Origin of the sequence: Paraglaciecola polaris LMG 21857 (genome assembly GCF_000315055.1) — a bacterium.
GTDB classification, from domain to species: Bacteria; Pseudomonadota; Gammaproteobacteria; order Enterobacterales; family Alteromonadaceae; genus Paraglaciecola; species Paraglaciecola polaris.
In genome coordinates, this window is the sequence record NZ_BAER01000091.1 from 1 (window position 1) to 26,176 (window position 26,176).

The window sequence follows — 26,176 nt, forward strand, 5'->3', positions numbered from 1 at the left end:
TTTTTGCGGTTCTAAGTGATAGAACAACCCTAATTAGTTGCCCAATAACCCTTTCATGACATTATTTAAAATTTGCTTTTGCGCTTCGGCGGCATTTTTACATTCTTGCGTTTTACTGTCTTCACCCTTCATCAACTTAGCCGTACACTCAGCTAGCACGTCAGTTAACAACTCAGGATCATCGATCAAGTCTTCCACCGAAGGGGTACCACAAGCAGTCAATGCAAACACCAATGGCAATATACCTATAATTTTTTTCATTTTTCTTCCTTAAATACCCATCAAAAAACCCTTAACGCTTGGGTTGAACGCCAAGTTTGCCCCTTCAACTCGTTGAAAAGGCGAGATTTACATATCTATTAACAATTTATCATTTTTAGATACTAAAAAAATATCCCTAAAAATACAATTTTTTCTATTGAAAATCAGCTGCTTATCATCATCTCTCAGGGGAGAACAAAAGTAACTTGTGCGTATTAGGAGCATGGTTACATCAACTATCTTCTATTGCTTTTGTTGCTCACTCATCTCAATTTTATATTAAGGAATCTCAATGAAAGCTTCAAAAATTGCTTTATTCGCAGCAACAGTTATCTCCGTGCCTTCCGTTTACGCTGCTTCTCCTGATTTCAATTATGTTGAAGGGGGTTACGCCAAAATTGATGTCGACAACAGTGATTATGAGCCCGATGGCATTAAAGTATCCGGTTCCGCGTTGGTTGGCAAAAATGTCTTTGTGAATGGCTCATATACCGACACGTCTGATGAAATCGCGAACCGTGACGTTGACTTTAATCAGCTTAGCCTAGGTATTGGTTATCGTATGGCCGCTTCTAGCAATACCGATGTGTATGGCGTAGTTAGTTATGAAGAAGCTGAGCTTGAGTCATATGACGAAAATGGCTATGGCTTAACCGCGGGTATTCGTTCCCGCGTCACACCGAATATTGAGTTGGATGGCGGCGTGTCATATATCGATTTGGACGATGATGATGATACTTACCTGAATTTGGCTGCTAGTTATTATTTCACTCCAGCCGCCGCAGTGAGTGTGTCATATCGCACGTCTGACGATAACGACATCATGGGTGTCTCTGCGCGTTATTCGTTCTAACCCTTGCAAAATCTAAGACGAGGGAACAAATAGATGTTGCCTCGTCTTGTGTTTACTGTATGTGTTTTATGCTAGGCAGTACCCTAAAAATTTTCTAACACGTAATCCGGCAAGTCATCTTCGGACGGCAGTGGCATGGGTACGCCGTGTTCGTCTATGGCGACAAATTTAAAACGTCCTTGAGTTACTTTTTCACGCAAACCAATTCGGTCTCGTCGAACCCAAGCTTCGACATTTATCACCATAGAGGTACGCCCCAACTGCACAACGCTCGTATAAAGGCCTAAAATGTCCCCTACTCTCACTGGGCGAATAAAACTCATGCCATCCACAGACACAGTGACTACTCGACCTTGGACACGCTGGCCAGCACAAATACCTGCGGCAATATCCATTTGAGACAATACCCAGCCGCCAAAAATATCGCCGGCTGCATTTGTATCAGCTGGCATGGCTAGGGTTCGTGTGGTCAATTTACCTAGGGCTTTTTCTTTGTGCATTTCGCTACCTTTATGCTAGTTGTAAGCGGGATAATGAGGGCTGTAGCGAGATTGTAGCATCAATTTAGCCTGTGATTTGATACCAAAGTGCAGGATTTTGTAACGGTGTTTGCAGCGGTAAAATTGGATTTGGCAAATCGATGATCCTGCGCTCACCTAAGCTTCCTTTACGAATAAGCCACTCGTTATATTTCATAAATAACGCTTCGAACGAGCCATCGTCGATAGCAGCCAATAAACCTCGCTCTATATCCGCAGCAAGCGTTTTATCATCCCCATTCACAAAGAAATAAATGGCGGCTGGGTAGCGCAACAAAATGTTCTTTTCCACCGTTAAATTAAATTCAGGTCGTGCTTCCAATTCATCCCAGATTTCAATCAGCGAACGAGGGAAAAAATCGAAGCGTTCTTTATTTAGCATATCAAACAGCCGCTCATATTTAGACGATGACATCACATCAATGTCACTATTGTTCAATATGTAGGTGTCTGGCCAATCATGGCCTTGCCCCGCGGTTAGTTTTTGTAAATCCTGCAGATTGTTTATTTGGTCGAATTTGCCTTGGTCACTGGCATGGATCAAAAACAATCGCCATCCTATCAGTCCTTTATAAATCGGTATTCGTATGGGAATAAAATTGTCTTCACGCTCTTGCGTTGTCATTGTCCACACCACGTCGGCAGCATTTTCTTTACCCACCATACGCAGGGCGCGACTTTGCGTCATCAGTGCATTGCTTTGTTTGAGTCGGTAGGTTTTATTCAGTTTGCTGATCGCCAGTTGCAATAAGCGTACTGGATAAATAGGGCGACTATCTTTTATTGAAAGGGGTTTTGGGTAAAGGATGACCGTTTCGGCTCCAGCTTGATCTTCTGTCGCGCCTTGGCCAACCCGCGTAAATAGCGACAATAGTGCAACCACTAGAAATACACTGACGTGCCTTGAATAGGTATTCAAATTAGGCCTCCTCATTAGCCTATAGCTTGGTACATTTATACCCCGTACGTACCCGCTCACTTGGGTATCGAATTTACCTTTTTTAATTGACTTAATCAATTTAACAGTTCACACGAATAACGCTACTGAAAAATAAGCCATCTCACTTAGGGTGGTTCCTCCCCCTGAATACGTATGCATGGCCTAGCCTATTGCTGCGGCTTCACCAATAATGAGCGTCAGCTAAAGCACCCGACCAGCATGTTAATATAAGCCTACATCGAACAAAAGGATCACCGAATGTCCCATTTATATCGAGCACCTTTTTATCAGATTATTATATGTTTAAGCGTACTTTGGGCGTTCCCTGCCAGCGCACTTGTAAAACCGTCTTCACCTAGCCCATCGGTGGATCCGTTTTGGAAAAATGCCGTGGTTTATTTCATGCTGACCGACCGTTTTGCCAATGGTGATAAGCACAACGATAACAACTTCAACCGTCAGCAAGATGGCGCCACGCTTAGAAATTTTATGGGCGGTGATTTAAAGGGCGTTACCCAAAAGATAAAATCCGGCTACTTTCACGACCTGGGCGTTAGCGTGTTGTGGATAACCCCAGTAAATGAACAAATTCATGGTTATTGGGACGAAGATTGGGGACGTAGTTATCCATTTCACGGTTATTGGCCAAAAGATTGGACTTCCGTTGATCCTAACTTCGGCACTGAAGCTGAGATGGCCGAAATGATCGCCACTGCCCATCAACATGGTATGAGAGTATTGGCCGATGTGATCATTAATCACACCGGACCTAAAACACTCAGCGATGTGGCCTGGCCAAATGAATGGATCAGAACTCAACCTACCTGTAGTTGGACCAGTTATGCAGGCAACGTAACCTGCGCCCTTGCCGACAGCCTGACTGATATACGTACTGAGTCTGACGACCCAGTTGACCTGCCCGCTTTTTTAATCGAAAAATGGCGCACAGAAGGGCGGCTTGAAAAAGAACAAACAGAACTTAATGCCTTTTTCGCCCGCACCCAACTGCCAAGGGCACCGAAGAATTACATCATCAAGTGGCTCACCGACTGGGTACGGGAATACGGCATTGATGGCTTTCGAGTCGATACCGCTAAACATGTGGAAGCCCAAGTGTGGCAAACCTTGAAGATTGAAGCGACCACAGCCCTTAACCAATGGAGAACTGCGCACCCTGAGCGAGCGCTTGATGACAAACCCTTTTTCATGATCGGGGAGGTCATGCATTTTGGTGTGAACGGCTTTAAAAACACCCCAAAGGGTACACGCTTATACGACTACGGTGATAAGCAAGTGGATTTCTATGATTATGGTTTTGATAGCTTAATCAATATGGGGTTTGCTACCCATGCTAACCAGCCAATGGAGCAAATATTCAGTACGTATTCCCATGAGCTAAACCAAGGCCCATTAAGCGGTGTTGGGGTACTTAACTATGTGGTTTCCCACGACGATCCTGAGCCTTATGATCCCCAGCACACAACCCCTTATCAAACCGCTCTTAAGCTAATGCTCGCCCCAGGGGCAGTACAAATTTATTACGGCGATGAACTAGCCCGTAACCTCAGCTACCCAGACGCCATCGGAGATGCCACATGGCGCTCATTCATGAACTGGCAAGATCTAGCTCAGCCTGAAACCCAACGATTATTACAACATTGGCAAAAACTCGGGCAATTTCGCCAAGCACATTTAGCTGTTGGTGCGGGCATACATAAAAAGTTGAGTGACAAACCCTATGTATTTCAGCGGACTTTGGCTGAACAAGGCACACACCAAGCCGACAAGGTGTTAGTTGGAATTGCTATGCCCAAGGGTGAGAAAACCCTGCACCTTAACGGCTTGTTCCCGGATGGCAGTGAAATAACAGATTATTACTCAAATACCCGAGTCGAAGTACATGATAACAAAGTGATCCTCAATACGCCTTTTAGCGTGGTGTTACTGGGTGTACAAAGTGAAAACGATTAACTGACGGTCACGGTATATTTGCCCAAAACAGCGGGATAAATAGGATGATTAACCACTCTATATTTGCAGCACACATTGCGTATGTTGTGGTTAATCATAAGAACTATTTTAAAATATTGGACACCACTGCAAGATAGCTTTTGCAAAACTCTCTCTTGCATGCAGTTTATTTGCCCATGCTTGTACTGCGGGAAACTGTGCAAAATTGTAACCTACACCCGACAACGTGAAATGCAACGGCACCCACGTAATGTCTGCCAGCGTAAATTGCTCGCCAACCAACCAATCTTGGTGAGTTAATCTGGTATTCGCTTTTTCAAAAAAGTGGTCCAAGGTTTGCTCCGCTTCTTTAGCGTCTGCCACTGAGAAACCTTTACTGCTCGCGTTATGAAATTCCACTAGCTCTTTATTCGTTTGCAGCTTCTCATAGGCCTGTCGCTGTTGGTCCGACTGTTTCATTTTTCCCTGCATCTTATGGTAATAGATGTAGGTTTTCACTGCCTTTACATGGATCGCACCAGCGGATTTCATCCACCAGTACATTTCATCTAAGTCTTCTGAGGATTCCGGTCTAAGGGCCGACTCGGGGAAGGTTTGGTCAATATAGTCAATAATGTCATCGGATTCGATGATCACCACGCCGTCGTGCACCAAAGTCGGTACGACCCCATTGGGATTAATCCCAAAATATTCCGCTGTAATGTGCTCTTTTTTGGTGATATCTAAGTGATGGCTAGTCCAGGCTAGTTTTTTCTCTTCCAGCGTCATGCGCACACGCATTGCACAGTTTGACACACCCGAATGATACAAATGTAAGCCCTTGAACCCGAGCACCTCTTTGTTGGTTGGTGTAACAATCCCCATGGCAGTACCTCACAGCAAGTAAATAAAAGAGGCTTACTATAATTAAACTCCAATAGAATGATAATATTCAAAAATAACTACTATTTGTTCACATTTTGGAAACAATAAATGAATGAACTAGAATGCATACGGGCGTTTGTAAAAGTAGCGGAAGTCGGCAGCTTTACCGAAGCCGCTCGGCAAATGAATGTCGCTAAGTCAGCCGTCACAAAACGTATTAATCAACTTGAACAACACCTTGAGTTGCAGTTATTTCAACGATCCACCAGGCGTCTTTCCATTACCGAAGGCGGCACTGTCTTCTATCAGCGCAGCATTCATGTTCTTGGGGAGTTGGAACAAGCAAAAGCAGACGTAAGTACCCTTGAGTGGAGCCTAAGCGGTACCTTGCGGGTGAGCTGTGTTTCCTCCTTTACTCAGCTCTATTTAGCGGATGACCTATGCGAATTTCGCCAACAACACCCTGATTTGCTGATTGATTTTAGCCAGCACGACCGCTATTGCGATCCGGTGCAAGAAGGCTTTGATTTAAGTATTCAAACTGACGTTGCCCACAGCGAAATTCTGCAAAAAGTTGAAATTGCGCCTTTAAAGCGCCTTATAGTCGGCTCACCCGCCTATTTAGAAAAACAGGGAATACCAACAAAACCCGAAGACTTAAGCAAACATGCTCTGGCCCACAACCGCTATATTCATCCAGATTTCACCATGCATTTCGAAAATACAAAAGAGGTCGTTTCAGTCCCTTTTACCCCTACCTATTCATCGAACACCATCATCCTTCTGCGTTCAGCAGTGATGAAAGGGCAGTGTTTAGCCATGATGCCAATCTTCTTTATCGAGCAGGAAATTATGTCCGGCGAGCTTGTTCCTGTGCTGACCGATTACCGCATGGAGGGAGCCAAACTGTGCGCCTTTTACCGAAAGTCAGCGTTTGTACCAATGAAAGCTCGGATTTTCTTAAACTTTCTCAAGCGCAAATACGGTGATATACCGCCCTGGGAACAAAGGTTACTCCTGAAAAACCCCGAATTATCTTACGCGTTGGGGATTGCCCCATAAGGGGCTTTCACTCCAATTACTCGTTATCCATGCCTGGTTTTTGCCATACACGCACGTACTCAATGGCAAAATCAACCACCCCATCGTCTTTTTCACCTTGAGGGCTATTAGCTTCAAGATCAGCTTTTGACTCAGGGTAACCCCGCCAAGGAAACGTCTCTTGGTCTAGCCACAAGTGCATGGCCTTATCGATCACGTAACCTTTTTTAAAGCCGCGTTTTTTAGCCCATTGCTCAATCGTCTCTTTTGATGCTTGACTAAAAAGCTCACCATCAATGAAGTACCGTATACCGCTGTGAGTCCATTCGAACCCATAAGTATGGAAATCGTCAGCCACTCTAAAACCAAGATCCTTGGTTTCGGTGTAGGTCACGTTTTTACCGTTTTCTTGACCTAGGTTGGGATTCCAATCGTGCAGCGACCACCACAAGTCACGATCTCTGTGGGCTTGGCCTTTAATACGATGACTACCGAAGTGCTCAAACATATCCAGTTCAAGCTCACTGTCATTTCGTTGGCCGTTCTCAGTTTCATGGCGCGTCATCCAAAAAGCACTAGAGACTTCCGCATCGGCAGCCTTCGCGCGAATTTCCATGTAGCCATATTTGAAAATTTTGCGATTAATTAACGCTGCCGTAGTGATATTTTCATATTTACTGATAACTTGATCAGCCCCCATGGATCACTCGCTTGCTCACTAAAAGGAAAATCGGGCTCCCAGCGAGTTTCAAGCATCAACTTGCCGTCTTCCAAGCGATAATTACGACCAGAAAACTGTGATGGTGCACGGCCAATCCACACTTCACGCTCAGGATGATCGGGATCTTTATAAACCGGCTTGCCATTTTCAAATTTACCCACCACATACCAACGATCCTCATCTAGGCTGCTGCCTTCGAATTCGTCACTGACGTCCGTGTTTAATACCCAGCCGCCAGCATTGCTTGGATCAGAAAGAGGCATAACCTGGTCTGATGCAGCCCCTGATGTAGCGCTAAAAAACAGACCTGCAGCCATAGCACCCACGCCCATAAAGGATCGAAACCACCCAGTGGAATATGTACCCATAATAACCTTCTCCCATCAAAAATTAATTGCAACAACAAACATTGCACATAATTAAACATATGATGTTTAATTTATCAATCTAAATGTTATTTTTTTGTTACTTAGGGTTAAACATGAAGACAGTTTCAGAGAAGATGCCCCTATGACAGCTCACTTGATTTTGTCCCTCGGCCGAATATGACGAGGCCTATCCTGTGCTTTTAACACTTCGGTATATTAAGATCCCTGAGTAGGAGCTTGGTTTTTATATGTTTTGTTATAAATCACACTACTTGCCCTGCTACGTATCCACTCGACCAGGCCCACTGGAAATTGTAGCCGCCCAACCAGCCAGTGACGTCCATCACTTCGCCGATAAAATATAATCCCTCGACGTCTTTTGCCATCATGGTTTTAGAAGACAGCGCATCTGTGTCGACCCCGCCTAGGGTGACTTCGGCGGTGCGGTAGCCTTCGGTACCATTGGGTTTCAATTGCCACTGATGAAACGCCTGTGCAACCTCGTTTAGACTCTTGCCTTGATATTGTTTCAACGGCTTGTTCTCAATCCCTAGGTAAGGCAACACAGTTTGTACGTAGCGCTTGGGATAAAATGCTGATAGCGCATTGCTGAGCAAAACATCGGGTTGATGCTGCTGCGCTTTCTGCAGTTGCTCGTGTAAATCACCGTTGGGATATAAATCGAACTCAACCCCTTGACCTGGCTCCCAGAACGAAGAGATTTGCAGCACCGCTGGGCCGCTTAAACCGCGGTGGGTGAACAAAATATTTTCATTGAAGCTGGTGTCGTTACAACTGGCGCTAGCATCAAGTGAGATACCACTTAACCCAGCCAATACGCTTTTGTCTTGCTCGTGCAATGTAAAAGGCACTAAACCTGCGCGAGTGGGTTTGACTGGCAAGCCAAATTGTTCAGCTAATTTATAGCCAAAGGGGCTAGCACCGAGTTTAGGTATAGATAAACCGCCAGTCGCCACTACCAATGACGCACACTGGTACTCGCCTTTGCTCGTTTGCAAGGTAAACCCGGAAGGTGTTTTTTCTACGTTAAGCACTTCGCATTGATTGGTGACGGTTGCTGCGGCTTTTTCACACTCACTTAACAGCATATTGAGTATGTCTTTGGCGCTGTCGTCGCAAAATAGCTGACCTAGGGTCTTTTCATGATAAGCAATACCGTACTCGGCGACCAATCCGATGAAGTCCCATTGGGTATAACGGCTTAGAGCCGATTTGCAGAAGTGCTTGTTATCACATAGAAAGTTTTCGTGAGACGCATACATATTAGTGAAGTTACAGCGCCCGCCGCCTGACATTAAAATCTTGCCACCGATACGCTTGGCGTGGTCAAGCACGGCAACACTGCGCCCGCGTTTACCCGCATGGGCGGCACAAAACAAACCTGCGGCCCCTGCACCTAATACTACTACGTCAACTTTATTCAATTTACTGCCTGTTTATTTGCGCCATGTGAGTCGGCGCCGATTATAAGGAATTTAAACTCAAAAACCCAAATAATACCGACATCCATTAAAGTTCGAGTGGTCTGCACATGTATTCAATTTGCTATCAGTGCTAGTGTGCTGGCTTCGTCTGTTTATCACCTAAGAAGCTGCTATGCCTAACAAGCCCCACCATAACAGTAAGTTTATTGATTTGAGTCACCGTATATATGACGGCTTGATCACCTACAAAGGCCTACCAGCACCTATTATGTGCGATTACCTGAGCCGAGAAGAGTCCAAGAAGATTTACGGTGAAAACTATCAGGTACAAATCGGTAAAATCGAGATGGTGAGCAATACGGGCACTTACATAGATACGCCTTTTCATTTCGCCGCCGATGGTGACGATCTTGCTCAAGTGTCTTTAGCATTATTAGCCGACTTACCTGTCTTAGTCATAGATGCGAAAGATAGCATCGAAGTGGGTGTGCACTTTTTCAAAGATCTGGAGGTATCTGGCAAGGCCGTGCTTATCAACACCAACTGGAGTAAACACTGGAATAGTGAACAATACTTTGAAAATCATGCTTTTTTGACCGCGCAAGCAGCCCAACTGCTGCTTGATAAAGGCGTAAGACTAGTAGGAATAGATTCACACAACATCGATGATACCCGAGGCGCAGAGCGTCCTGTACATAGTCTGTTGCTGGGTAATAATGTTCTAATTTGCGAGCACCTAACCAACCTAGAAAAAGTCCCCAGCACCGGCGGCCGATTCTATGCAGTTCCGCCTAAAATCAATGGTGTGGGCACATTTCCTGTCAGGGCGTTTGTACAAATAAAAACAGATTAGCCCTTTTGCAATGCCTCAATGCGTTTCTCTAAGGGTGGGTGGCTCGAAAACAGCTTTTGAACTTTGCCCGCGCTGATGGCAAATGCAGCCATTTCTTCCGGCATGGGCGGGGCATCTTGGTTTTGCTTTAAGCGCTTAAGTGCCGCTATCATATTGTTACGACCTGCTAAGCTTGCCCCACCTGCATCGGCTTTAAATTCACGATACCGCGAGAACCACATCACTATCATCGATGCAAAAATACCTAAAATCACTTGGCTAATAATGGATACGATCCAAAACGCTGGCCCATGACCACGCTCTACTTTGAATACCACGCGGTCAACTACGTGACCAATTACCCGAGATAAAAATACCACGAAGGTATTCAGTACCCCTTGAATAAGTGTCATGGTTACCATGTCGCCATTGGCCACATGGCTAATTTCATGGGCCAGAACAGCTTCAACTTCACTTTGCGTCATGTTTTCAATTAAACCCGTGCTCACGGCTACTAACGCATTGTTTTTATTCCAACCTGTGGCAAATGCATTGGGGCTCCCATGCACAAAAATACCCACTTCCGGCATGCCAATTTTCGCTTGCTCAGCTTGACGCTCCACGGTACGTAACAACCAACTTTCGGTGTCGTTCTCAGGACGCTCAATCACATGTACCTTCATACTGCGCTTCGCCATGAATTTAGAAAGCAAAAGCGAAATAATAGACCCACTAAAACCTATCACAGCGGAGTAAACAAGTAAGGCTTGCAGGTCTAAATCAACGCCGTTTTGCGCCAGCAACCCCTGAAAGCCGAACAGACTAAAGACCAAACTAATCAATGCCATCACGGCAATGTTAGTCGCTAAAAACATTAATATTCGAAACATACCCAGCACTCCAAATTAGATGTGGTTAATATGAGGTCGATATCAACGCAGCGCAATAGTCCTCTGAAAATATCCCTCACGTCAACGCGTAAACACAGCCCAAAACAGGTTCACTTTTATCAAACATATCAGGCAAACTAGTCTTTCCCAGGCACATTTTGCAGCAACGCAATAATAGTACTGTTGTTATTCAACTTAGCTAAATCAAGCAAATAGCCTTTCTCTAGCTCGTTCATCGACCCTTTTGGCAATAGATCTTTGACGGTTTGCTCTTCACCATTGGCGATGGCCGTTTTCAGGGCGGCGAAGTGGGCGATCCCGTGCTTATTTTGTTCGGTTTGATTTGCACTCATGTATGACTCTCCATTAACGATTCACTTATAACCTAACAGCTCGCTCTTCAAAGAATCAACAAGCGTTAATGATTTGTAACGCTTGTATCTGTTCTCGTAAAAAAGAGCATTAAGAGACCCAGTCTATAACCAGCCATTTTGGTGGGCTATTCGTGCCGCTTCGATGCGGTTTTTGGCATCTAACTTACTGCATGCCGAAGATAAATAGTTACGCACCGTGCCTGGCGACAAAAACAGTTTACTGGCAATGTCTTCGGTAGACAGGCCGTCTTTGGCCAAGCGCAAGGCCCGGCGCTCTTTGTCCGACAACGGATCTTTTTCCATCCACGATTCAACCATTAACTCGGGTGCAATGGCACTGCCCCCTTGATGGACTTTTTGAATAGCAGCAATCAGCTCGTGAGAGGGGGAGTCTTTAAGCAGGTAGCCTTTCACCCCTGAGTCCATTGCCCGGCGCAAATAGCCACTTCTGGCAAAGGTGGTCAAAATGATGGTTTTGCATGACATTTTAGCCTCAAAAAGGTGCTGGGCTAGCTCTAACCCCGTCATATCTGGCATTTCAATATCGCTAAGTACAATATCCACTTGTTGTCCGTGCTGGTATTGCATGTAATCAAAGGCCAGTTTGCCAGTGGCGCAGCTATGCACAACCTGTAAGTTGTCTTCTAAATCAAGAATGGTCGCCAAGGCATTGCGTAGCATGGTTTGGTCTTCTGCCAATAGGATGTTAATCATGCGTTACCTCTCGTTCAGGCGTGTGCGCTTTACTGTGTTTTTGCATGGGTAAGGTTACTTCACTCAATGTGCCATTGAAATCACCACCGCTTTTGACTTGTAAAGTGCCGTTAAGCTGCCCTACACGCTCTTCAATGCCTTGAATGCCAAATCCGCTACGTGCGCCTTGCTCATAGCCTTGACCATCATCATAAACACTGAGCACAATCTGCTCGTTTTGTTTTTTTATCCTAGCGGTGACTTTGCTTGCTTTAGCGTGACGAAGAATGTTGGTCACCAATTCGCGCAGCACTATGGCTAACTCTTTGTTCGCCACAGGATCCAATTCAATGAATTGCTCGTCTAGGTTGTCAAACTGGTGATCAAAATCAATATCGACCCCAGCGAATACATTTTTAGCGTTAGCCAACTCACTGAGTAAATCACTGGTACGATAACCGGATACCACTTCTCGCACTTGGCTCAGAGCATCTCGGGCGATATCTTCCAACTGCTTTATTTCCACCCTAGCTTTGGCTAAATCTTTGTCTAACAGTCGCCCAGCCAAGTCTGCTTTTAGGGTGATAACCGAAAATGTATGGCCGATTAAATCATGTAAGTCTCGGGCGATGCGCTCGCGTTCGGCAACCTTAGCTAGGCGCTGGGTTTCTTTGCGCGATAAGACCAATGCTTGCTTGTTTTGCTGTAGCGCATATTGATAGGTATTCATCAGCCCGACAATGACAGTAAAAGCCAAGCCTGGGACATAAAAATAAATCCCTAATTTGAATACAAAGCTTACTGCACACATCCACAGTAATATGCCAAAGACAGTCGCCACCGCAAACTTAACTGATTTTAAACGACTGCACATTGCCCCGGCATAAATGAAAAATGTATTAGCCGTAGGGGTGAGTAAAGCAGCCAAGCTGCCTATCACTAAGATGGCAATGATATGATGGATAAGCTGATTGTTCGGTGCCCAGTAACAATGAAAATACACAGCCAAAAATGCTAAAGTCGCCAATGCCGCCCATAACAATTCCACTGGATTTTGATACGTAAAGGCCACTGGCACAAAGAAAAATGGCAAATAGATCAACAGTAAATAAGGTGTCAGAGGTTCGCTTAAGTTTCTAGGCAACAAGCAATTATCCAGTTTTCGCAGTACTTTGATCACGTATTCCCTTTCCTTGTATGCGCGTTTATGTGCTTTTTCTATTCTGGTTAGACGCTTTTTTTGTTAAACGCTAACATGGCCGAAGCGAAAAACAACGCTGAGAATAACACGAGTATCAACAGATGCTGTATAAGCGACCCACCCGCGTCTTGCCCGACAACCTTTAGGGCTAATTGCGACAAATGATAAGGTGGCAAAAATTGAGCAAATGACTGTAAGTAATCCGGCAACATAGTGATGGGTATCCATAAGCCGGAAAGAAACGATAACGGTAAATAAATCACGTTAACCACAGCTGGGGCGCTTTCTGCTTTAAGGAATAAACCTAGGGTTAGGCCAAGTAGACAAAACGGTAACCCGCCGATAATAAGAATGCCTGATAACATCAATATTTGCAGCAATGATAAGCTCACTCCAGCCAGACCAAACGCAACAACCCCTAAGGTAAGCAACACAATGACAGAGAACCCCATAGAGACAAACAGGCGACTCACAATTTGTGCGGACGCGGGCATGGGAGAGGTCTCTTTTATATCTAACCAACCTTGACCGCGTTCAACAGCGAGCCCTGCACCAAATGAAAATAGCGCAGGCCCTATCACGCCAAACGTGCCATAGGTACACAATAAAAACGTAGCGGCTTGCGGATCGTGTTGGTTCATCAGTACGCCAAAAAACAAATAGAAAATCGCAGGAAACAAAGTTGCCGGTAATGCAAACGCTGGATTACGAATACTCTTTAGCCATTCAAATTTAGTTTCAAGATAGAAAAGCTTAGCCGTTTGCTGCGTGGTCAATTGCAGTGCCTCAACATCTATATTGGCATTCGGTGACGTAGAAATAATGTTTGAATTGCTCATGCGTACTTTCCTTGATCCATATTGTTGTCGTTTAACTGTGTATACGCATCTTCTAGACCCGCACTTGAAACCGTTAAGTCTTGAATATCAGGTTGCTGTCTCAGCAGTGCAGTCAGGGTTTGATTCACATTACGGCTGGCTAACTCAGTAAACTTGCCACTCACCCGAACATGCTCAACCGCTGGGATCTTTTTGTATGCAATCATGGTCTTGCTATTGGGCTCACCCCAGGGATCACTGACACTGAAGCGGATCGTCGAGTGAGAGGCACGTGCTTTTATCTCACTTGTGCTGCCGCGTTGAATAATGTCCCCCTGCTTAAGCAATACAATCTCATCTGCTAGGCTGTCGGCTTCTTCTAAATAATGGCTGGTTAACACAATTGCGGTGCCCGCGGCTTTAAGGTCAAGAATGGCTTGCCAAAGCCCTTTTCGGGCATCTACGTCCATGCCCACACTTGGCTCGTCTAAAAATAGCAACTTAGGGTTACCACAAATGCTCAAGGCAAACAGTAGTCGCTGCTTTTCACCACCAGACAGCTTCTTAGAGTAGCGGTGCTCCATACTTTGTAATCCCGCGTATTCGATGACTTTTTGATATGCCAGCGGATTAGGGTAGTAGCTTTGAAAAAGTTGAATATGCTCTTTTATTTTTAGGGTTTCGGGTAGCGACGCCACTTGCAATAAAGCCCCCGACTGACGCCTTGCCGCCAATGATCCTGGCGGGCAGCCGAACACACTGACTTCGCCCGCATCAGCCTTGAGTCGTCCAAGCAAAATATTGATTAAGGTTGTTTTCCCCGCGCCGTTAGCGCCAAGAATCGCTAACACTTGGGAGCAGTGAATATCTAAGTTGATACAATTGAGGGCTGCTTTACCGTTAAAGCTTTTGCCTACGCCTTGCAGACTAGCAATCACCTTGCCCTGTTGCCAAGTTAAGTGACCGGATACCGCGGTGGAGGAATCTAGCATGTTCATACCTTTCTTCGTTTGTGAGCCTAGGAAGATTATGAACAAGAGGAAGGTGTTACATCACAGACAATTGTCATCAATACCTGATGACAATTGTCATATTCTAGCTGCCATGAAGGTGGCTAGATCTCAAATAAGTGCGAGCAGTGGCAAATAAAGCGTTTAAAGACTCGCCAACATAGTCTGGGCATCACTGACTTCAAACTTACCTGGGGCTTCGATATGCAGCGCTTTTACGATGCTATTTTCGACCAGCATAGAATACCGGCCAGAGCGTAGCCCACCGAAAGTACCTGTGTCTTTTGCTAAGCCGATAGCTTGACTAAACTCGCCACCGCCGTCGGCCAACATAGTCACATGTTCAGCATTTTGCGACTTTCCCCAAGCTTCCATCACGAATGCATCATTCACCGACAGGCAGATGATATTGTCGACGCCTTTATCGGCTAGTTTGTCTGCCAGTGTGATATAGCCAGGTAAATGGGCGTTTGAACAAGTAGGGGTAAACGCACCGGGCACGGCAAACAACACCACTTTTTTATTGGTAAACAGATCTGCGGTAGTAGGGTTAGTGCCTTCGCCGTTTTCGCGCAAGCTAAAGGTAATTTCAGGTAAGGTATCGCCGACTTTAATCATGGTATGTCCTTGTTAATATTCGTAAATAAGATCTAATTAAAACTTAGGTTGCAGTAAGTCCCACTTGTTGCCAAAGCAGTCTTGAAAGATAACGACTGTGGCATAGGGCTCATCTCTTGGTTGCTCTAAGAATGTTACGCCTTTTTGCTGCATGGCGTGGTAATCGCGCTGGAAATCATCGGTTTGCAAGAAAAACGCAACACTCCCTCCGGTTTGATTGCCAACCCACTGACTTTGCTGTTCTTGCGCTTTCATCAGCACCAAGGCCGCACCCGACTGGCCCACTGCGTTGTTCGGCGCAACCCGTACCCAACGACTATCAGGGCCATTCTTAATATCATCAAGTAGGGAAAAGCCTAATGACTGAGTATAAAATTCAATGCCTTTATCATAATCATTCACCAATAAACTGACGTTGCATACACTTTGTTGCATGGGGCTCCTTTTCAACTTGTTTGTGCTTTACGCTAACGCGGCCGGCAGACTCGCGTCAACATGCACTGTGCTAACCTTTCGGATCAGGCAACGTTAATTAATTAAATACACGTCAAAACGGTTCGCCTTGCCTTGCATTTCGATATGGGGTTTGCGCTCTGCCAAAAAAGGCGCGCCGGCCGGGCGTTTTACCACCACACGCTTTTTAGCCAAGGCCAATGCCGGGGCTAATAAGGCGTCGGCATCTTCATCTGGGCCGAGCAATTGTTGGAACAAACGCATTTCTTTTTTCACCGCAGCACTTTTTTTACGGTGAGGGAACATAGGGTCGAGATAAACCACATCGGGCGCCGTATCTGGCCAGTTAGCCATTAAATCGATAGCGATGCCATGATGTAAATGCATGCGTTTAGGTAACCATGAGGCGAGCTCTTCGCTGTACTGAGCGCGGGATAAACCATCCGCTAGTAACGCGGCCACCACAGGTGAACGTTCAATCATATCCACTGTGCAGCCAAGGCTTGCCAATATGAAGGCGTCACGCCCCAGACCGGCAGTGGCATCAAGCACCCGCCAAGCAGTTTGCCCTTTTAGCCCAACGGCTTTTGCTACGGCTTCTTTTTTTCCTCCGCCATGTAAACGCCTAAACGTTAAGGCGTCTGAGGCGAAATCCACCCGTACTTCACCGACTTTTGGTTCATTTAATTGCTTAAGCGCCAAGTGTGCCTCACTTTGCATTAACACCAAGCCATGGCTCACATTTTTCTCAAACCTGAGTTGCCAGTGACAAGCCGTATTTTGCGCTTTATCGATTAACGCGGCACTGGCGCCTGCGGGCACGGTCACCACGGGTAAACCTCTACCGAGGGGGTTATCAAGCATGACCATAGTGCTCTTTATGACCCAACCAACGATTAATGATGGCCTGGGCGTTCGCTGGATATTGCTGCCATAATTGTTGAGACAAGGTTTGTACTTGGGGAATAAGTTCGGCGTCACGCACCAAATCCGCGATACGCAAATCGGCCAAACCGGTTTGTTTGGTACCGAGTAATTCACCTGGGCCGCGAATTTCTAGATCTTGCTGGGCAATATAGAAACCATCTTGGGACTCGCGCAACACCGCTAAGCGTTTAGCGGCAATTTTCGATAAAGGGCTTTGATACATCAATACACAGTGGCTTTCCACTAAGCCCCGCCCTACTCGGCCACGAAGTTGGTGCAACTGGGCCAAACCTAAGCGCTCGGGATTTTCTATGATCATCAAACTGGCATTGGGTACATCAACGCCCACCTCAATAACGGTGGTCGCCACGAGTAAATCCATTTCGCCTTCTTTAAATTGCTGCATGAGGCGTTGTTTTTCATCGGCTTTTAAGCGGCCATGCACTAAACCAACTTTCAGCTCTGGTAAGGCTGACGCTAAGGCAATGGCCGTTTCTTCAGCGGCTTGAGACTGTAATACTTCTGACTCTTCAATCAGAGTGCATACCCAATACGTCTGCCGACCATGCTCAACAGTGGCCAAACGCACCCGTTCTACCACATCGATACGGCGAGTTTCCGGTAATACCACAGTGGTGATAGGCTTTCGTCCAGGCGGTAACTCGTCGATGACAGATGTATCGAGATCCGCATAAGCAGTCATGGCAAGTGTACGAGGGATAGGCGTCGCAGTCATGATCAACTGATGGGGAAATGCGCCTTGTTGTACGCCTTTTTCACGCAGCGCTAAGCGCTGGTGCACACCAAATCTGTGTTGTTCATCCACAATAACCAATGCGAGTGATTGATACTGTACCGCTTCTTGAAACACCGCATGGGTACCAACTAATAGCTGCAGGTGTCCGCTGGCTAGATTTTCAAGCGTCTCATTGCGCGCTTTGCCTTTTAGCTTACCTGCTAACCAACCTACCTCTATCCCAAGCGGAGCAAACCAAGCTTGAAAATTAGTCATGTGTTGCTCGGCCAATAGCTCAGTAGGAGCCATCATCACGACTTGGTAACCAGCACTGATGGCCGACAATGCCGCCATCGCCGCCACTAACGTTTTACCCGAGCCAACATCCCCTTGTACCAAGCGCATCATGGGCGTAGGCCGTTGCATGTCTTGCTGAATATCCTGGATAACCCGCTTTTGGGCCCCAGTTAACTCAAACGGCAGGCTGTCCAATAGCTGCTTTAAAAGAGGATCACTTGGGGTAATGGCAAAGCCTTTTTGTTGCTGACTTTGCTGACTTTGCTGACGAACCTTAAGTACGCTTAAATGGTGCGCCAGTAACTCTTCTAGCGCTAAACGTTGTTGCGCTGGGTGTTTGCCCTCTTCCAGTAAGGTCAGGGTGACATCAGGTGGCGGTCTGTGGACTAGGTGCAGAGCGTCAATTAAGCCCACCTGATGTTGATACATACCATCGGGCAGTAGTTCGGCCAAACCACCTTTATCCAGTAACCCAAGGGCTTGCTCAGTCAAATTACGCAAGGTAATTTGCTTCACCCCTTCGGTTGACGGATAAACAGGTGTGAGTGACTCGGCCAAGTCGGTTGGCGAGTCAGTGTTAATGATTTTGTACTCAGGGTGCATGATCTCAAGGCCAAACTTGCCTGCTCGCACCTCGCCAAAGCAACGAATGCGGGTGCCCTCTTCCAAGCCATTTTTTTGCGCCGCCGAGAAATGAAAAAAACGCAACGTGATCGAGCCGGTACCATCGCTGATACGGACAATAAGCATACGCTTACGGCCAAATTGCACATCGCAGGACATCACGTCGCCCTCAACACTGGTATGTAAGTGCGGCATTAAATCAGCGATAGGATAAATTCGGGTGCGATCTTCATAGCGGTGAGGCAAATGGAACAGCAAGTCTTGCACATGATGCAAAGCAAGCTTTTGTAATTTTTTCTGCGACTTTACTACCCACACCTTTTAGCTGAGTAACCGGCATTTGAGCTAGTCCGAGCATAGAATATCCGCACATCGAATGTCATCGTATTGGGCACTCGCGCTATGTATGCTGGCCCCTAATATCTTGGTGAGGCGCGTCAGCACTGGTGCAAAAAAATATAATTGTGAAAAAGAAATGGCCACACACCTTCTGTCTATATAACGTCGCGCTGCATATTATACTTCACGATTTACCCAAGTGGAGCAAGAACTTAACATCGATTAGTTAGCCTCTTACTAGATAACAGCAGCAAACAAGGTTACAAGGAATATTTGGCAGCTTGATATAATAACTCAGGGGCTAAGCGTTGCTTAAAATCGGGGTTCACATAGCTGAATTTGATCCTGCCTTGTTCGTCTAAAATGAATACCGCCGGGGCCGGTAGTACCGCTTTGTCAGACGTATCAGACGCGTTTAGGTCGATGTTCTTTTTGCTTTTGTACTTGGCTGTCGTCTCATCTGCCACATAATAGCCAATACCAAAGCCACGTATAGCGTTGAGTTTACTGTCAGACAACAGCTGCGCGCTAAATTTGCTTTGCAATTTTTGCGCTTGTAATTGAGCGGGCGTTTCCGGTGATATCGCTAGAATTTGGTATCCGAGTGCATCGAGAGCGTTTTCGATGTCTTGTAAACCAGCAAGTTGTCGATTGCAATATGGGCACCATCCTCCACGATAAAAAATCAATACACTGGGCTTTTGCATGATCAGCGCTTGTAAACTTACCGGTGCGCCATCTGCGGTTTGCAGTTTGCTATTAGGCGCAGTTTGGCCCACTAAAAGCGGCGTCACGTTATTAGCAGCATCGGCTATAATCGTGCGATCAAGGGCAAAGCTAGCAATTGAAAAAAGTGAGCTGAGCAACAGCAAAGCGCTGCCAAAGGTGATTTTAATCTGGTTACGCATGTGATTTCCTTAGTCAGTTAGCGATATGAACACAAAGCCGTATCGATTAGCGGGCATAAAATACAGCCCAACGGCGATGAATGCATTTTATTCTAACAGACTAGGCTAAGGACGTTTATTGGTATACGTCTGCTCGTTATCCCGGGCCGTTTCTTGTTCTAATTTACGCATGCCTTTAGCGGTCATTTGCATTTTTTGCCACCAGCTCGCGTCAGCGACTATGTGACCATTTTCATCGATATGGGGGTAGTCAATACCTTTGTTTTTACAGATTCGGGACAGAATAGGAAAGCCCCCTTCAAACAAAACCCGTTGGCACTCCTGTTCGCTCAAGTTAATGGTTTTATACATACCCACTAATTCCCGTTGACGCTGGGCCTCGTATAACACTACTGCAGCGGCAACTGATACGTTTAATGACTGCACCATTCCAACCATAGGTATGACGATATTTTTGTCAGCCAAGGCTATCGCTTCTTCGGTGGCGCCAGTCTTTTCTTGCCCCAAAATAATGGCGGTTGGTTTGGTGTAATCTATCTCACGAAAATCTACCGCATCATCCGATAGATGCGTTACCAATACTTGCATACCTTGCTGCTTTAAATGACTGACAGCGTCACCTATGCTGGGATGCATATCTGTGTACACCCAGTTTTCGGCGCCCATGGATGTTTTTTTGCGTAACCTGGCTTTGTTATCCCACACCGCATGTATTCGGTTGATACCTACCGCATCACAACTGCGAATAAGCGCCGACACATTGTGTGGCTTGTTTACTTGCTCTAAACAGATCGTTAAGGAAGGCTGGCGGGTAGCAAGTAGTTTACGGATGCGCTGATAACGCTCTGCAGTCATGGAGGCTAAAGCAGTCATAGTTTTATATTCTTATTCTTTTGATGTGACCTTTCTAAATGATCAGCATCTTTTCGTCAGCGCAGGTTAGGTTGAAGCCACCGATGCGCAACACAGCGCCAAACAGGCGCCGGTTATATGGTGTTATATCTGTATTAAAGCCTGTGTTATTCGGGCAATTCCATTACGCCGTCAATTTCAATTTGGGCGCCTCTAGGCAATTCTTTTACCCCAATTGCGGCACGCGCTGGGTAAGGTTGCTTGAAGTACTTGCTCATGATTTCGTTGACGGTGGCAAAGTTAGATAAATCCGTTAAGAAGATATTCACTTTGGCTAAATCGTTAGTGGAGCCACCTGCCGCTTCACACACAGCTTGCACGTTTTTAAATACTTGCTCTGCTTGTGCGGCAAATTCCTCAGAAACCATTTCCATGGTCTCAGCCACAAGTGGAATTTGGCCCGACAAATAAACCGTAGTGCCAGACTTGATCGCTTGGCTGTATGTACCAATAGCTTGTGGAGCCTTGTCAGTATGAATAACAGACTTAGACATAATATGCTTACCTTTTAAAGTTTATACGTTAGGAGATTTATTCGGCTTGGATTGACTGTGTCGAGATACCCGTTGTACTTCGGGCATGATGCGGATTTTCCGCATGACGTCAGCGAGCTGAATACGATCTGTGGTGGTCAATTCGATATTGATGTAATAGATACCGCTTTCTTTTTCTTCGGTTTGTAGGCCGACAATATTAGAGCCACACGACGCAACATTATTGGTTAAGTTGGCCAGCGTCCCTTGGTGGTTAATTAATTCTATACGCAGTGCCGCTTTAAATTCGCCTTGGGGTTTATCGTCCCATTTCATCACTAATACACGTTGCGGCTCTTCTCTGCTTAGCTTACGAATATTGCTACATCCAGATTGGTGGATCATCATGCCACGACCAGGACTGAGTACCGCAACAATTTCGTCCCCTGGGATCGGGTGACAGCAACGAGAATACGATACCAACAAGCCTTCCGTGCCACGAATGGCGACACGGCGACCGTTGTCTGGAATTTCAACCGCTTCACCGAGTAATCGCCGAGCGACGATGGCGCTCAACTCATTGCCTAGCCCGATATCGACAAGCAAAGCGTCAAAATCAGCGTGCTTGGTTTCTTCAACGACACGGTCAATATCCGCTTGGGATATTTCATCTAATTTGGTTTTACCCAAGGCATGGCGCAATAAGCGATTACCCATGCTAAAGGCTTCTTCTGAGCGCTGATTTTTCAGATAATGGCGAATATGCGAACGCGCCCGGGCACTGACCACAAAATTCAACCAACTGGCGTTGGGCTTAGCTCTTGGTGAGGTAATGATTTCAACGGTTTGCCCATTTTCCAGTGGTTTGCTCAATGAATAGGTGCGTCTTTCGACTTTCACCCCGACACACGTATTACCCACCCCTGTGTGTACCGCATAAGCAAAATCTACCGCAGTCGCCCCAAGAGGCAACTCAATAATGCGCCCGTCTGGGGTGAACACGTATATTTCGTCTGGGAACAGATCGGTTTTCACGTTTTCAATAAATTCGAATGAAGAACTGGCGCTTTGCTGCAACTCAATTAATGACTGCATCCACTTACGAGCACGCACTTGAGCCGTGGTATTGCTCGACTCCGAATCGTCTTTGTACATCCAGTGAGCAGCGACGCCGATATCGGCCATTTTGTCCATTTCGGCGGTACGAATTTGTATTTCCACCGGAATACCGTGGGGACCAATCAAAGACGTGTGTAATGACTGATAACCATTCGTACGGGGGATCGCCACGTAATCTTTAAAGCGCCCTTCGATAGGTTTATACAAACCGTGCATAGCACCAAGCGCGCGGTAACAGTTATCAACACTGTCGACCACCACGCGAAACGCGTAGATGTCCATGACTTCGTTAAACATCAACTCTTTGTTTTTCATCTTACGATAAATAGAGTAAAGGTGTTTCTCACGCCCAATGGTTTGCGCGTTGATCCCGAAGGCGGCTAAGCGACCTTCCACTTCTTTGCGGGTGTTCTCAATGATTTCTTTTCGATTCCCCCTAGCCTGCTTCACTGCCGCTTTCAGGGCACGGTGACGCATGGGATACATGGCTTGAAACCCTAAGTCTTCCAATTCATTTTTAATATCATGAATACCCAAACGATGGGCAATAGGCGAATAGATTTCTAAGGTTTCACGGGCAATACGGCGACGCTTATCAGGTCGAAGTGAGCCTAAGGTGCGCATGTTGTGGGTACGATCAGCCAGTTTGATCAAAATCACCCGAATATCTTGCACCATCGCCATTAACATCTTGCGAAAGTTTTCGACTTGGGCTTCTTGTTTGTTACTGAAATGGATTTTTTCGAGTTTACTCACACCTTCAACCAACTCGCCAACCGCTTCGCCAAATTGCGCGCTGAGATCTTCTTTGCTGTGGTCGGTATCTTCAATGACATCGTGCAGCAACGCCGCCATGAGAGTCTCATGATCAAGACGCATATCGGCGAGAATACCCGCAACCGCAACAGGATGAGTAATGTACGGATCGCCGCTGGAGCGCATTTGCCCATCATGGGCATCTCGGGCAACGACAAACGCACGCTGAGTTTCCGCTACCTTGTCCGGTGGCAGGTAAGCCTCAAGCTTTTGTTTTAAACCCTCAAAAAGATACAAGTGTTGCTCATCTCAAACAGTGGAAAGTTTAAGGATACGGTGAATTGGGCGCTAAGCCAACGGCTAAAACATCTGTTTGATGCACGGCCGTTGGTATCAGGCTTTTTTTCTCGAACTTACTGTTCTTGAAGAATGTTTGCTGCAGACTCAAATTGAGCTTGGTCTTGTGCATGTTGATCACGCAAGTTTTCAGCATCAAGAGTCGAAGCGTTTACAAAACCTTCTTCGATTTCACGTAATGCTACAACGGTAGGTTTATCAGTACCTACGGTTACATGTGCAACCTTGCCTTCAATTGCAAGTTGACGAGCACGACGTGCTGCGACTAAAACCAAATCAAACCGATTGCCAATTTTATTTACGGCATCTTCAACTGTTACGCGAGCCATTTTGATCTCCGTCGGGTAGCTATGTTTTCAAAAAAGGTCGCATAGTGTACTTGCAAACCTCAAATTAGAAAAGATCTTTCATGATCTAAGTGCGCAATAATTACCCTAATCCGAGGCTAATAAATTTTCAAACAAGCTTTGATGACGCATGACTTGTTTTTCCTTGCGTAAACGGCGGCTCGAAACAATAGCATCAAGCTCAGCCAATGCCGCGTCAAAATCGTCATTTACCACGATATAATCAAACTCGTGATAGTGAGATATTTCAGACACCGCTTTGTTCATGCGATCTTGGATCACCTCTGGGGCGTCTTGACCACGTTCGGTCAATCGGCGCAATAACTCTTCGCGAGATGGTGGGGCAACAAAAATCGTGGCCGTATCCGGGATCTGCGCTTTCACTTGGCGAGCACCCTGCCAATCTATATCTAAAAATACGTCAATCCCTTTACGTAATGTTTGCTCAATAACCACCTTAGACGTGCCATAGTAATTACCAAACACCTCGGCCCATTCGAAAAATTCTTCTTGGGTAATGAGTTCTTGAAACACCTCACGACTGACAAAATGATAATGCACCCCATCAACCTCCCCCGGACGTGGCGCACGAGTGGTATGGGAAACCGATACCTGCATCGCATTGTTATGAATTTCAGTAGCGTCGTGGTTTTGCAGTAACGCTTTGATTAAGCTAGATTTACCTGCACCAGAAGGCGCTGCAAGTATAAATAAATTTCCGAGTGATTGAGGCATATGAGATTTTCAGTCAAGTAAGTGGATAAAGTGGGTGTTGAGATTTCGATGCAATGTTAGCATATTCCTTTATACAATGGTGCCAATGCACCACAACTGCCCACACAAGGTGAAGCGACAATGAACGACAGCCAATATCATCAAATGGTCGATGACCTGTTAATTAATTTAGAAGAAATGCTCGACGACGTAAAAGCTGACATCGATTACGAATCTGCTAGCAGTATCCTCACCCTCATTTTTGTCAACGGCACTAAGATCATCATCAACAAGCAGCCGCCATTACATCAGTTATGGGTCGCCACCAAATTTAATGGTCATCATTTTAATTTTCAGGATGGTTTGTGGATTGATGAACGCACAGGTGTTGAGTTCTGGCAATTTATGAATGACGCTGCCACCAAGCAAGCGGGCGAGCCCGTTTCTTTCCCCCGCCCGGCCGTTTAAGTTTTAAGAGAGTTTTTACCCCATGAGTGACAGTATTTTATCGTTTGTAGAAGTCAATCCGAGCCAACCCCACAGCGCGGTAGTGATTTGGTTGCATGGTTTAGGTGACTCAGGTAATGGCTTTGCCCCCATAGTACCTGAACTGAAAATGCCTGAGTCATTACCGGTACGCTTTGTATTCCCCCATGCTCCGGTGCGTCCCATCACAGTGAACAACAACATGGAAATGCGCGCCTGGTACGACATTACCAGCATGGATTTCAATCACAGGGCAGATCGTGTCGGTGTTGAAGAGTCAGCTAAGCAAGTTGAACAATTAATCGATACTGAAATTGCTAATGGCACCCCGGCTGAACGTATCGTGTTAGCGGGTTTCTCTCAAGGTGGAGTAATTGCACTGCACTTAGGTACTCGCATTAACAAAAAAATTGCCGGCATTATGGCGTTATCCACATATATGTGCGAGCCAGAGACCCTGACAAGCGAAGCGAGCAATGTGAATAAAGAGACACCCATTTTAGTGGCTCACGGTCAGCAAGATAATGTGGTACCTGTGTTTATGGGCAATGCAGCTTTTAAAGTGCTTGAAGAAAACGGCTATCCTGTGACTTGGCAAGATTACCCTATGCAGCACAGCGTCTGCTTAGAAGAGATCAATCACATTTCAGCTTGGTTACAGGCACGTTTCAGCTAACGTCAGTGCAAAGCGAACTTATCCCAAAAGGCTCGCCTCTTTTGGGATAAAAATGTGATGAAATTAAATGCCTACTGCCGCGGTTTTATAGAGATATACATTCTTTAATAACAACACAGATAACGGTAGGTATTTTTATGATTATTGACACAGTAACCCAAGCAGCAAAAGTTGCGGCTTTATTTATTATGCTTAGTTTCAGTGAAGGCGTCTTAGCACAAGATCCCATCGAAACTGGCTTTTTTAATAACAAGGCTATCTATGGTTACGACACTGTTGCTTATTTCACGCAAAATAAAGCCGTAAAAGGGCACAACACCTTTAGCAAAACCTGGCGCGGGGCAGATTGGTTTTTTAGCTCCCAAGCAAACCTTGATCTATTTAGCGATGATCCAGAGAAATACGCCCCTCAGTACGGCGGATACTGTGCTTATGCCATGGCTACCGGTGATTTTGTGGGCATAGATGAAGACGCATTTGTTATCGACCAGGGTAAGCTCTACCTCAATTACAGCGCCAGCGTGCAAAAAAAATGGCTAGCCAATAAAGCCCAGTATATTGAGCAAGCTGACACCCAATACCCCCAATCAATCGCGCTCGATAATTAATTGTT

At 45.9% G+C, this 26,176-nt stretch carries 29 protein-coding genes and 1 pseudogene; 7 read left to right on the plus strand and 23 right to left on the minus strand.

The window, feature by feature from the left end:
* Positions 1-33: 33 nt before the first annotated feature.
* Positions 34-261 carry an EexN family lipoprotein gene (locus GPLA_RS15140; protein ID WP_007105819.1) on the minus strand — a complete coding sequence of 76 codons (228 nt, stop codon included), beginning with the start codon at positions 259-261 and terminating at the stop codon, positions 34-36.
* A 292-nt stretch (positions 262-553) separates the two neighbouring features.
* On the opposite strand from GPLA_RS15140, the gene GPLA_RS15145 reads away from it, so the two are divergent.
* On the plus strand, positions 554-1,114 hold the full coding sequence (locus tag GPLA_RS15145; RefSeq protein ID WP_007105820.1) for a porin: 561 nt from the start codon (positions 554-556) through the stop codon (positions 1,112-1,114).
* An 83-nt stretch (positions 1,115-1,197) separates the two neighbouring features.
* Here the strand turns inward: GPLA_RS15145 and GPLA_RS15150 are convergent, their stop codons facing one another.
* Both GPLA_RS15150 and GPLA_RS15155 read right to left on the minus strand, forming a co-directional pair.
* Positions 1,198-1,614 carry an acyl-CoA thioesterase gene (locus GPLA_RS15150; RefSeq protein WP_007105821.1) on the minus strand — a complete coding sequence of 139 codons (417 nt, stop codon included), beginning with the start codon at positions 1,612-1,614 and terminating at the stop codon, positions 1,198-1,200.
* Between the two features lie 64 nt (positions 1,615-1,678).
* A complete protein-coding gene (locus tag GPLA_RS15155; protein ID WP_007105822.1) occupies positions 1,679-2,572 on the minus strand; it encodes a type 2 periplasmic-binding domain-containing protein in 894 nt (297 codons plus the stop codon).
* A 279-nt stretch (positions 2,573-2,851) separates the two neighbouring features.
* Between GPLA_RS15155 and GPLA_RS15160 the strand changes: the two genes are divergently transcribed.
* On the plus strand, positions 2,852-4,564 hold the full coding sequence (locus GPLA_RS15160; protein WP_007105823.1) for an alpha-amylase family glycosyl hydrolase: 1,713 nt from the start codon (positions 2,852-2,854) through the stop codon (positions 4,562-4,564).
* Between the two features lie 108 nt (positions 4,565-4,672).
* On the opposite strand, the gene GPLA_RS15165 is transcribed toward GPLA_RS15160, so the two are convergent.
* Entirely contained in the window at positions 4,673-5,428 is a 756-nt protein-coding gene (locus GPLA_RS15165) for a glutathione S-transferase family protein (RefSeq protein ID WP_007105824.1), read from the minus strand.
* A gap of 108 nt (positions 5,429-5,536) precedes the next feature.
* On the opposite strand from GPLA_RS15165, the gene GPLA_RS15170 reads away from it, so the two are divergent.
* The gene (locus GPLA_RS15170) at positions 5,537-6,490 is read left to right on the plus strand and encodes a LysR family transcriptional regulator (protein WP_007105825.1); all 954 of its coding nucleotides are present in this window, start codon (positions 5,537-5,539) and stop codon (positions 6,488-6,490) included.
* A gap of 16 nt (positions 6,491-6,506) precedes the next feature.
* On the opposite strand, the gene GPLA_RS15175 is transcribed toward GPLA_RS15170, so the two are convergent.
* From GPLA_RS15175 to GPLA_RS15180, 3 genes are all read right to left on the minus strand, one after another.
* Positions 6,507-7,169 carry a family 16 glycosylhydrolase gene (locus GPLA_RS15175; protein ID WP_226993128.1) on the minus strand — a complete coding sequence of 221 codons (663 nt, stop codon included), beginning with the start codon at positions 7,167-7,169 and terminating at the stop codon, positions 6,507-6,509.
* Positions 7,115-7,558: a LamG domain-containing protein gene (locus tag GPLA_RS24070; RefSeq protein ID WP_226993129.1), complete on the minus strand. Its 444-nt coding sequence runs from the start codon at positions 7,556-7,558 to the stop codon at positions 7,115-7,117. The genes GPLA_RS15175 and GPLA_RS24070 overlap by 55 nt, the downstream gene beginning before the upstream one ends.
* A gap of 263 nt (positions 7,559-7,821) precedes the next feature.
* Positions 7,822-9,003: a BaiN/RdsA family NAD(P)/FAD-dependent oxidoreductase gene (locus tag GPLA_RS15180; RefSeq protein WP_007105826.1), complete on the minus strand. Its 1,182-nt coding sequence runs from the start codon at positions 9,001-9,003 to the stop codon at positions 7,822-7,824.
* Between the two features lie 172 nt (positions 9,004-9,175).
* Here GPLA_RS15180 and GPLA_RS15185 point away from each other — a divergent pair, with 172 nt between their 5' ends.
* Positions 9,176-9,856 (plus strand): cyclase family protein, encoded by a 681-nt coding sequence (locus GPLA_RS15185; protein ID WP_007105827.1) that lies wholly within the window; start codon positions 9,176-9,178, stop codon positions 9,854-9,856.
* Here GPLA_RS15185 and htpX read toward each other — a convergent pair.
* The 16 genes and pseudogenes from htpX to gmk form a co-directional block, all read right to left on the minus strand.
* Positions 9,853-10,725, minus strand: a complete 873-nt coding sequence (htpX, locus tag GPLA_RS15190) for a protease HtpX (protein WP_007105828.1) — start codon at positions 10,723-10,725, stop codon at positions 9,853-9,855. The two genes, GPLA_RS15185 and htpX, sit on opposite strands and share 4 nt — an antisense overlap.
* A gap of 137 nt (positions 10,726-10,862) precedes the next feature.
* Positions 10,863-11,078 carry a hypothetical protein gene (locus GPLA_RS15195; protein WP_007105829.1) on the minus strand — a complete coding sequence of 72 codons (216 nt, stop codon included), beginning with the start codon at positions 11,076-11,078 and terminating at the stop codon, positions 10,863-10,865.
* Positions 11,079-11,201: 123 nt separating this feature from the next.
* Complete coding sequence (locus tag GPLA_RS15200) at positions 11,202-11,813, minus strand: response regulator transcription factor (protein ID WP_007105830.1); 612 nt, start codon at positions 11,811-11,813, stop codon at positions 11,202-11,204.
* The gene (locus tag GPLA_RS15205) at positions 11,806-12,972 is read right to left on the minus strand and encodes a sensor histidine kinase (protein ID WP_007105831.1); all 1,167 of its coding nucleotides are present in this window, start codon (positions 12,970-12,972) and stop codon (positions 11,806-11,808) included. Before GPLA_RS15205 ends, GPLA_RS15200 begins: the two co-directional genes overlap by 8 nt.
* A gap of 47 nt (positions 12,973-13,019) precedes the next feature.
* On the minus strand, positions 13,020-13,832 hold the full coding sequence (locus tag GPLA_RS15210; protein WP_007105832.1) for an ABC transporter permease: 813 nt from the start codon (positions 13,830-13,832) through the stop codon (positions 13,020-13,022).
* Positions 13,829-14,803, minus strand: a complete 975-nt coding sequence (locus GPLA_RS15215) for an ABC transporter ATP-binding protein (protein WP_007105833.1) — start codon at positions 14,801-14,803, stop codon at positions 13,829-13,831. Before GPLA_RS15215 ends, GPLA_RS15210 begins: the two co-directional genes overlap by 4 nt.
* A 162-nt stretch (positions 14,804-14,965) precedes the next feature.
* The gene (locus tag GPLA_RS15220; RefSeq protein ID WP_007105834.1) at positions 14,966-15,439 is read right to left on the minus strand and encodes a peroxiredoxin; all 474 of its coding nucleotides are present in this window, start codon (positions 15,437-15,439) and stop codon (positions 14,966-14,968) included.
* 36 nt (positions 15,440-15,475) lie between these two features.
* Positions 15,476-15,874: a VOC family protein gene (locus tag GPLA_RS15225; protein WP_007105835.1), complete on the minus strand. Its 399-nt coding sequence runs from the start codon at positions 15,872-15,874 to the stop codon at positions 15,476-15,478.
* A 93-nt stretch (positions 15,875-15,967) separates the two neighbouring features.
* Positions 15,968-16,762, minus strand: a complete 795-nt coding sequence (locus GPLA_RS15230) for a class I SAM-dependent methyltransferase (protein ID WP_007105836.1) — start codon at positions 16,760-16,762, stop codon at positions 15,968-15,970.
* Positions 16,749-18,834: pseudogene (gene recG / locus GPLA_RS15235) on the minus strand (ATP-dependent DNA helicase RecG). Before recG ends, GPLA_RS15230 begins: the two are co-directional and overlap by 14 nt.
* A gap of 241 nt (positions 18,835-19,075) precedes the next feature.
* Positions 19,076-19,723, minus strand: coding sequence for a peroxiredoxin-like family protein (locus GPLA_RS15240; protein WP_007105838.1), 648 nt, complete (start codon positions 19,721-19,723; stop codon positions 19,076-19,078).
* A gap of 105 nt (positions 19,724-19,828) precedes the next feature.
* Positions 19,829-20,578, minus strand: coding sequence for a tRNA (guanosine(18)-2'-O)-methyltransferase TrmH (gene trmH / locus GPLA_RS15245; protein WP_051997689.1), 750 nt, complete (start codon positions 20,576-20,578; stop codon positions 19,829-19,831).
* 164 nt (positions 20,579-20,742) lie between these two features.
* Positions 20,743-21,129, minus strand: a complete 387-nt coding sequence (locus tag GPLA_RS15250; RefSeq protein ID WP_007105840.1) for a RidA family protein — start codon at positions 21,127-21,129, stop codon at positions 20,743-20,745.
* Between the two features lie 21 nt (positions 21,130-21,150).
* Positions 21,151-23,280: a bifunctional GTP diphosphokinase/guanosine-3',5'-bis pyrophosphate 3'-pyrophosphohydrolase gene (gene spoT / locus GPLA_RS15255; protein WP_007105841.1), complete on the minus strand. Its 2,130-nt coding sequence runs from the start codon at positions 23,278-23,280 to the stop codon at positions 21,151-21,153.
* A 116-nt stretch (positions 23,281-23,396) separates the two neighbouring features.
* On the minus strand, positions 23,397-23,669 hold the full coding sequence (rpoZ, locus tag GPLA_RS15260; protein WP_007105842.1) for a DNA-directed RNA polymerase subunit omega: 273 nt from the start codon (positions 23,667-23,669) through the stop codon (positions 23,397-23,399).
* Positions 23,670-23,774: 105 nt separating this feature from the next.
* Positions 23,775-24,422: a guanylate kinase gene (gene gmk / locus GPLA_RS15265; protein ID WP_007105843.1), complete on the minus strand. Its 648-nt coding sequence runs from the start codon at positions 24,420-24,422 to the stop codon at positions 23,775-23,777.
* Between the two features lie 120 nt (positions 24,423-24,542).
* Between gmk and cyaY the strand changes: the two genes are divergently transcribed.
* The 3 genes from cyaY (at position 24,543) to GPLA_RS15280 (ending at position 26,171) form a co-directional block, all read left to right on the plus strand.
* Positions 24,543-24,869, plus strand: coding sequence for an iron donor protein CyaY (cyaY, locus tag GPLA_RS15270; RefSeq protein WP_007105844.1), 327 nt, complete (start codon positions 24,543-24,545; stop codon positions 24,867-24,869).
* A 22-nt stretch (positions 24,870-24,891) separates the two neighbouring features.
* Positions 24,892-25,563 carry an alpha/beta hydrolase gene (locus GPLA_RS15275; RefSeq protein WP_007105845.1) on the plus strand — a complete coding sequence of 224 codons (672 nt, stop codon included), beginning with the start codon at positions 24,892-24,894 and terminating at the stop codon, positions 25,561-25,563.
* A 137-nt stretch (positions 25,564-25,700) separates the two neighbouring features.
* A complete protein-coding gene (locus GPLA_RS15280; RefSeq protein WP_007105846.1) occupies positions 25,701-26,171 on the plus strand; it encodes a YHS domain-containing (seleno)protein in 471 nt (156 codons plus the stop codon).
* Positions 26,172-26,176: the final 5 nt, after the last annotated feature.

Coding starts and splice junctions, on each gene's coding strand:
- cyaY (WP_007105844.1), top strand. CDS start 24,543: ATGAACGACAGCCAATATCATCAAATGGTCGATGACCTGTTAATTAAT.
- GPLA_RS15240 (WP_007105838.1), bottom strand. CDS start 19,723: ATGCGTAACCAGATTAAAATCACCTTTGGCAGCGCTTTGCTGTTGCTC.
- GPLA_RS24070 (WP_226993129.1), bottom strand. CDS start 7,558: ATGGGTACATATTCCACTGGGTGGTTTCGATCCTTTATGGGCGTGGGT.
- GPLA_RS15275 (WP_007105845.1), top strand. CDS start 24,892: ATGAGTGACAGTATTTTATCGTTTGTAGAAGTCAATCCGAGCCAACCC.
- GPLA_RS15175 (WP_226993128.1), bottom strand. CDS start 7,169: ATGGGGGCTGATCAAGTTATCAGTAAATATGAAAATATCACTACGGCA.
- trmH (WP_051997689.1), bottom strand. CDS start 20,578: ATGACTGCAGAGCGTTATCAGCGCATCCGTAAACTACTTGCTACCCGC.
- GPLA_RS15150 (WP_007105821.1), bottom strand. CDS start 1,614: ATGCACAAAGAAAAAGCCCTAGGTAAATTGACCACACGAACCCTAGCC.
- GPLA_RS15230 (WP_007105836.1), bottom strand. CDS start 16,762: ATGGTCATGCTTGATAACCCCCTCGGTAGAGGTTTACCCGTGGTGACC.
- GPLA_RS15280 (WP_007105846.1), top strand. CDS start 25,701: ATGATTATTGACACAGTAACCCAAGCAGCAAAAGTTGCGGCTTTATTT.
- GPLA_RS15145 (WP_007105820.1), top strand. CDS start 554: ATGAAAGCTTCAAAAATTGCTTTATTCGCAGCAACAGTTATCTCCGTG.
- GPLA_RS15185 (WP_007105827.1), top strand. CDS start 9,176: ATGCCTAACAAGCCCCACCATAACAGTAAGTTTATTGATTTGAGTCAC.
- GPLA_RS15220 (WP_007105834.1), bottom strand. CDS start 15,439: ATGATTAAAGTCGGCGATACCTTACCTGAAATTACCTTTAGCTTGCGC.
- GPLA_RS15165 (WP_007105824.1), bottom strand. CDS start 5,428: ATGGGGATTGTTACACCAACCAACAAAGAGGTGCTCGGGTTCAAGGGC.
- htpX (WP_007105828.1), bottom strand. CDS start 10,725: ATGTTTCGAATATTAATGTTTTTAGCGACTAACATTGCCGTGATGGCA.
- GPLA_RS15250 (WP_007105840.1), bottom strand. CDS start 21,129: ATGTCTAAGTCTGTTATTCATACTGACAAGGCTCCACAAGCTATTGGT.
- rpoZ (WP_007105842.1), bottom strand. CDS start 23,669: ATGGCTCGCGTAACAGTTGAAGATGCCGTAAATAAAATTGGCAATCGG.
- GPLA_RS15195 (WP_007105829.1), bottom strand. CDS start 11,078: ATGAGTGCAAATCAAACCGAACAAAATAAGCACGGGATCGCCCACTTC.
- GPLA_RS15170 (WP_007105825.1), top strand. CDS start 5,537: ATGAATGAACTAGAATGCATACGGGCGTTTGTAAAAGTAGCGGAAGTC.
- GPLA_RS15200 (WP_007105830.1), bottom strand. CDS start 11,813: ATGATTAACATCCTATTGGCAGAAGACCAAACCATGCTACGCAATGCC.
- GPLA_RS15210 (WP_007105832.1), bottom strand. CDS start 13,832: ATGAGCAATTCAAACATTATTTCTACGTCACCGAATGCCAATATAGAT.
- GPLA_RS15215 (WP_007105833.1), bottom strand. CDS start 14,803: ATGCTAGATTCCTCCACCGCGGTATCCGGTCACTTAACTTGGCAACAG.
- GPLA_RS15160 (WP_007105823.1), top strand. CDS start 2,852: ATGTCCCATTTATATCGAGCACCTTTTTATCAGATTATTATATGTTTA.
- gmk (WP_007105843.1), bottom strand. CDS start 24,422: ATGCCTCAATCACTCGGAAATTTATTTATACTTGCAGCGCCTTCTGGT.
- GPLA_RS15140 (WP_007105819.1), bottom strand. CDS start 261: ATGAAAAAAATTATAGGTATATTGCCATTGGTGTTTGCATTGACTGCT.
- GPLA_RS15225 (WP_007105835.1), bottom strand. CDS start 15,874: ATGCAACAAAGTGTATGCAACGTCAGTTTATTGGTGAATGATTATGAT.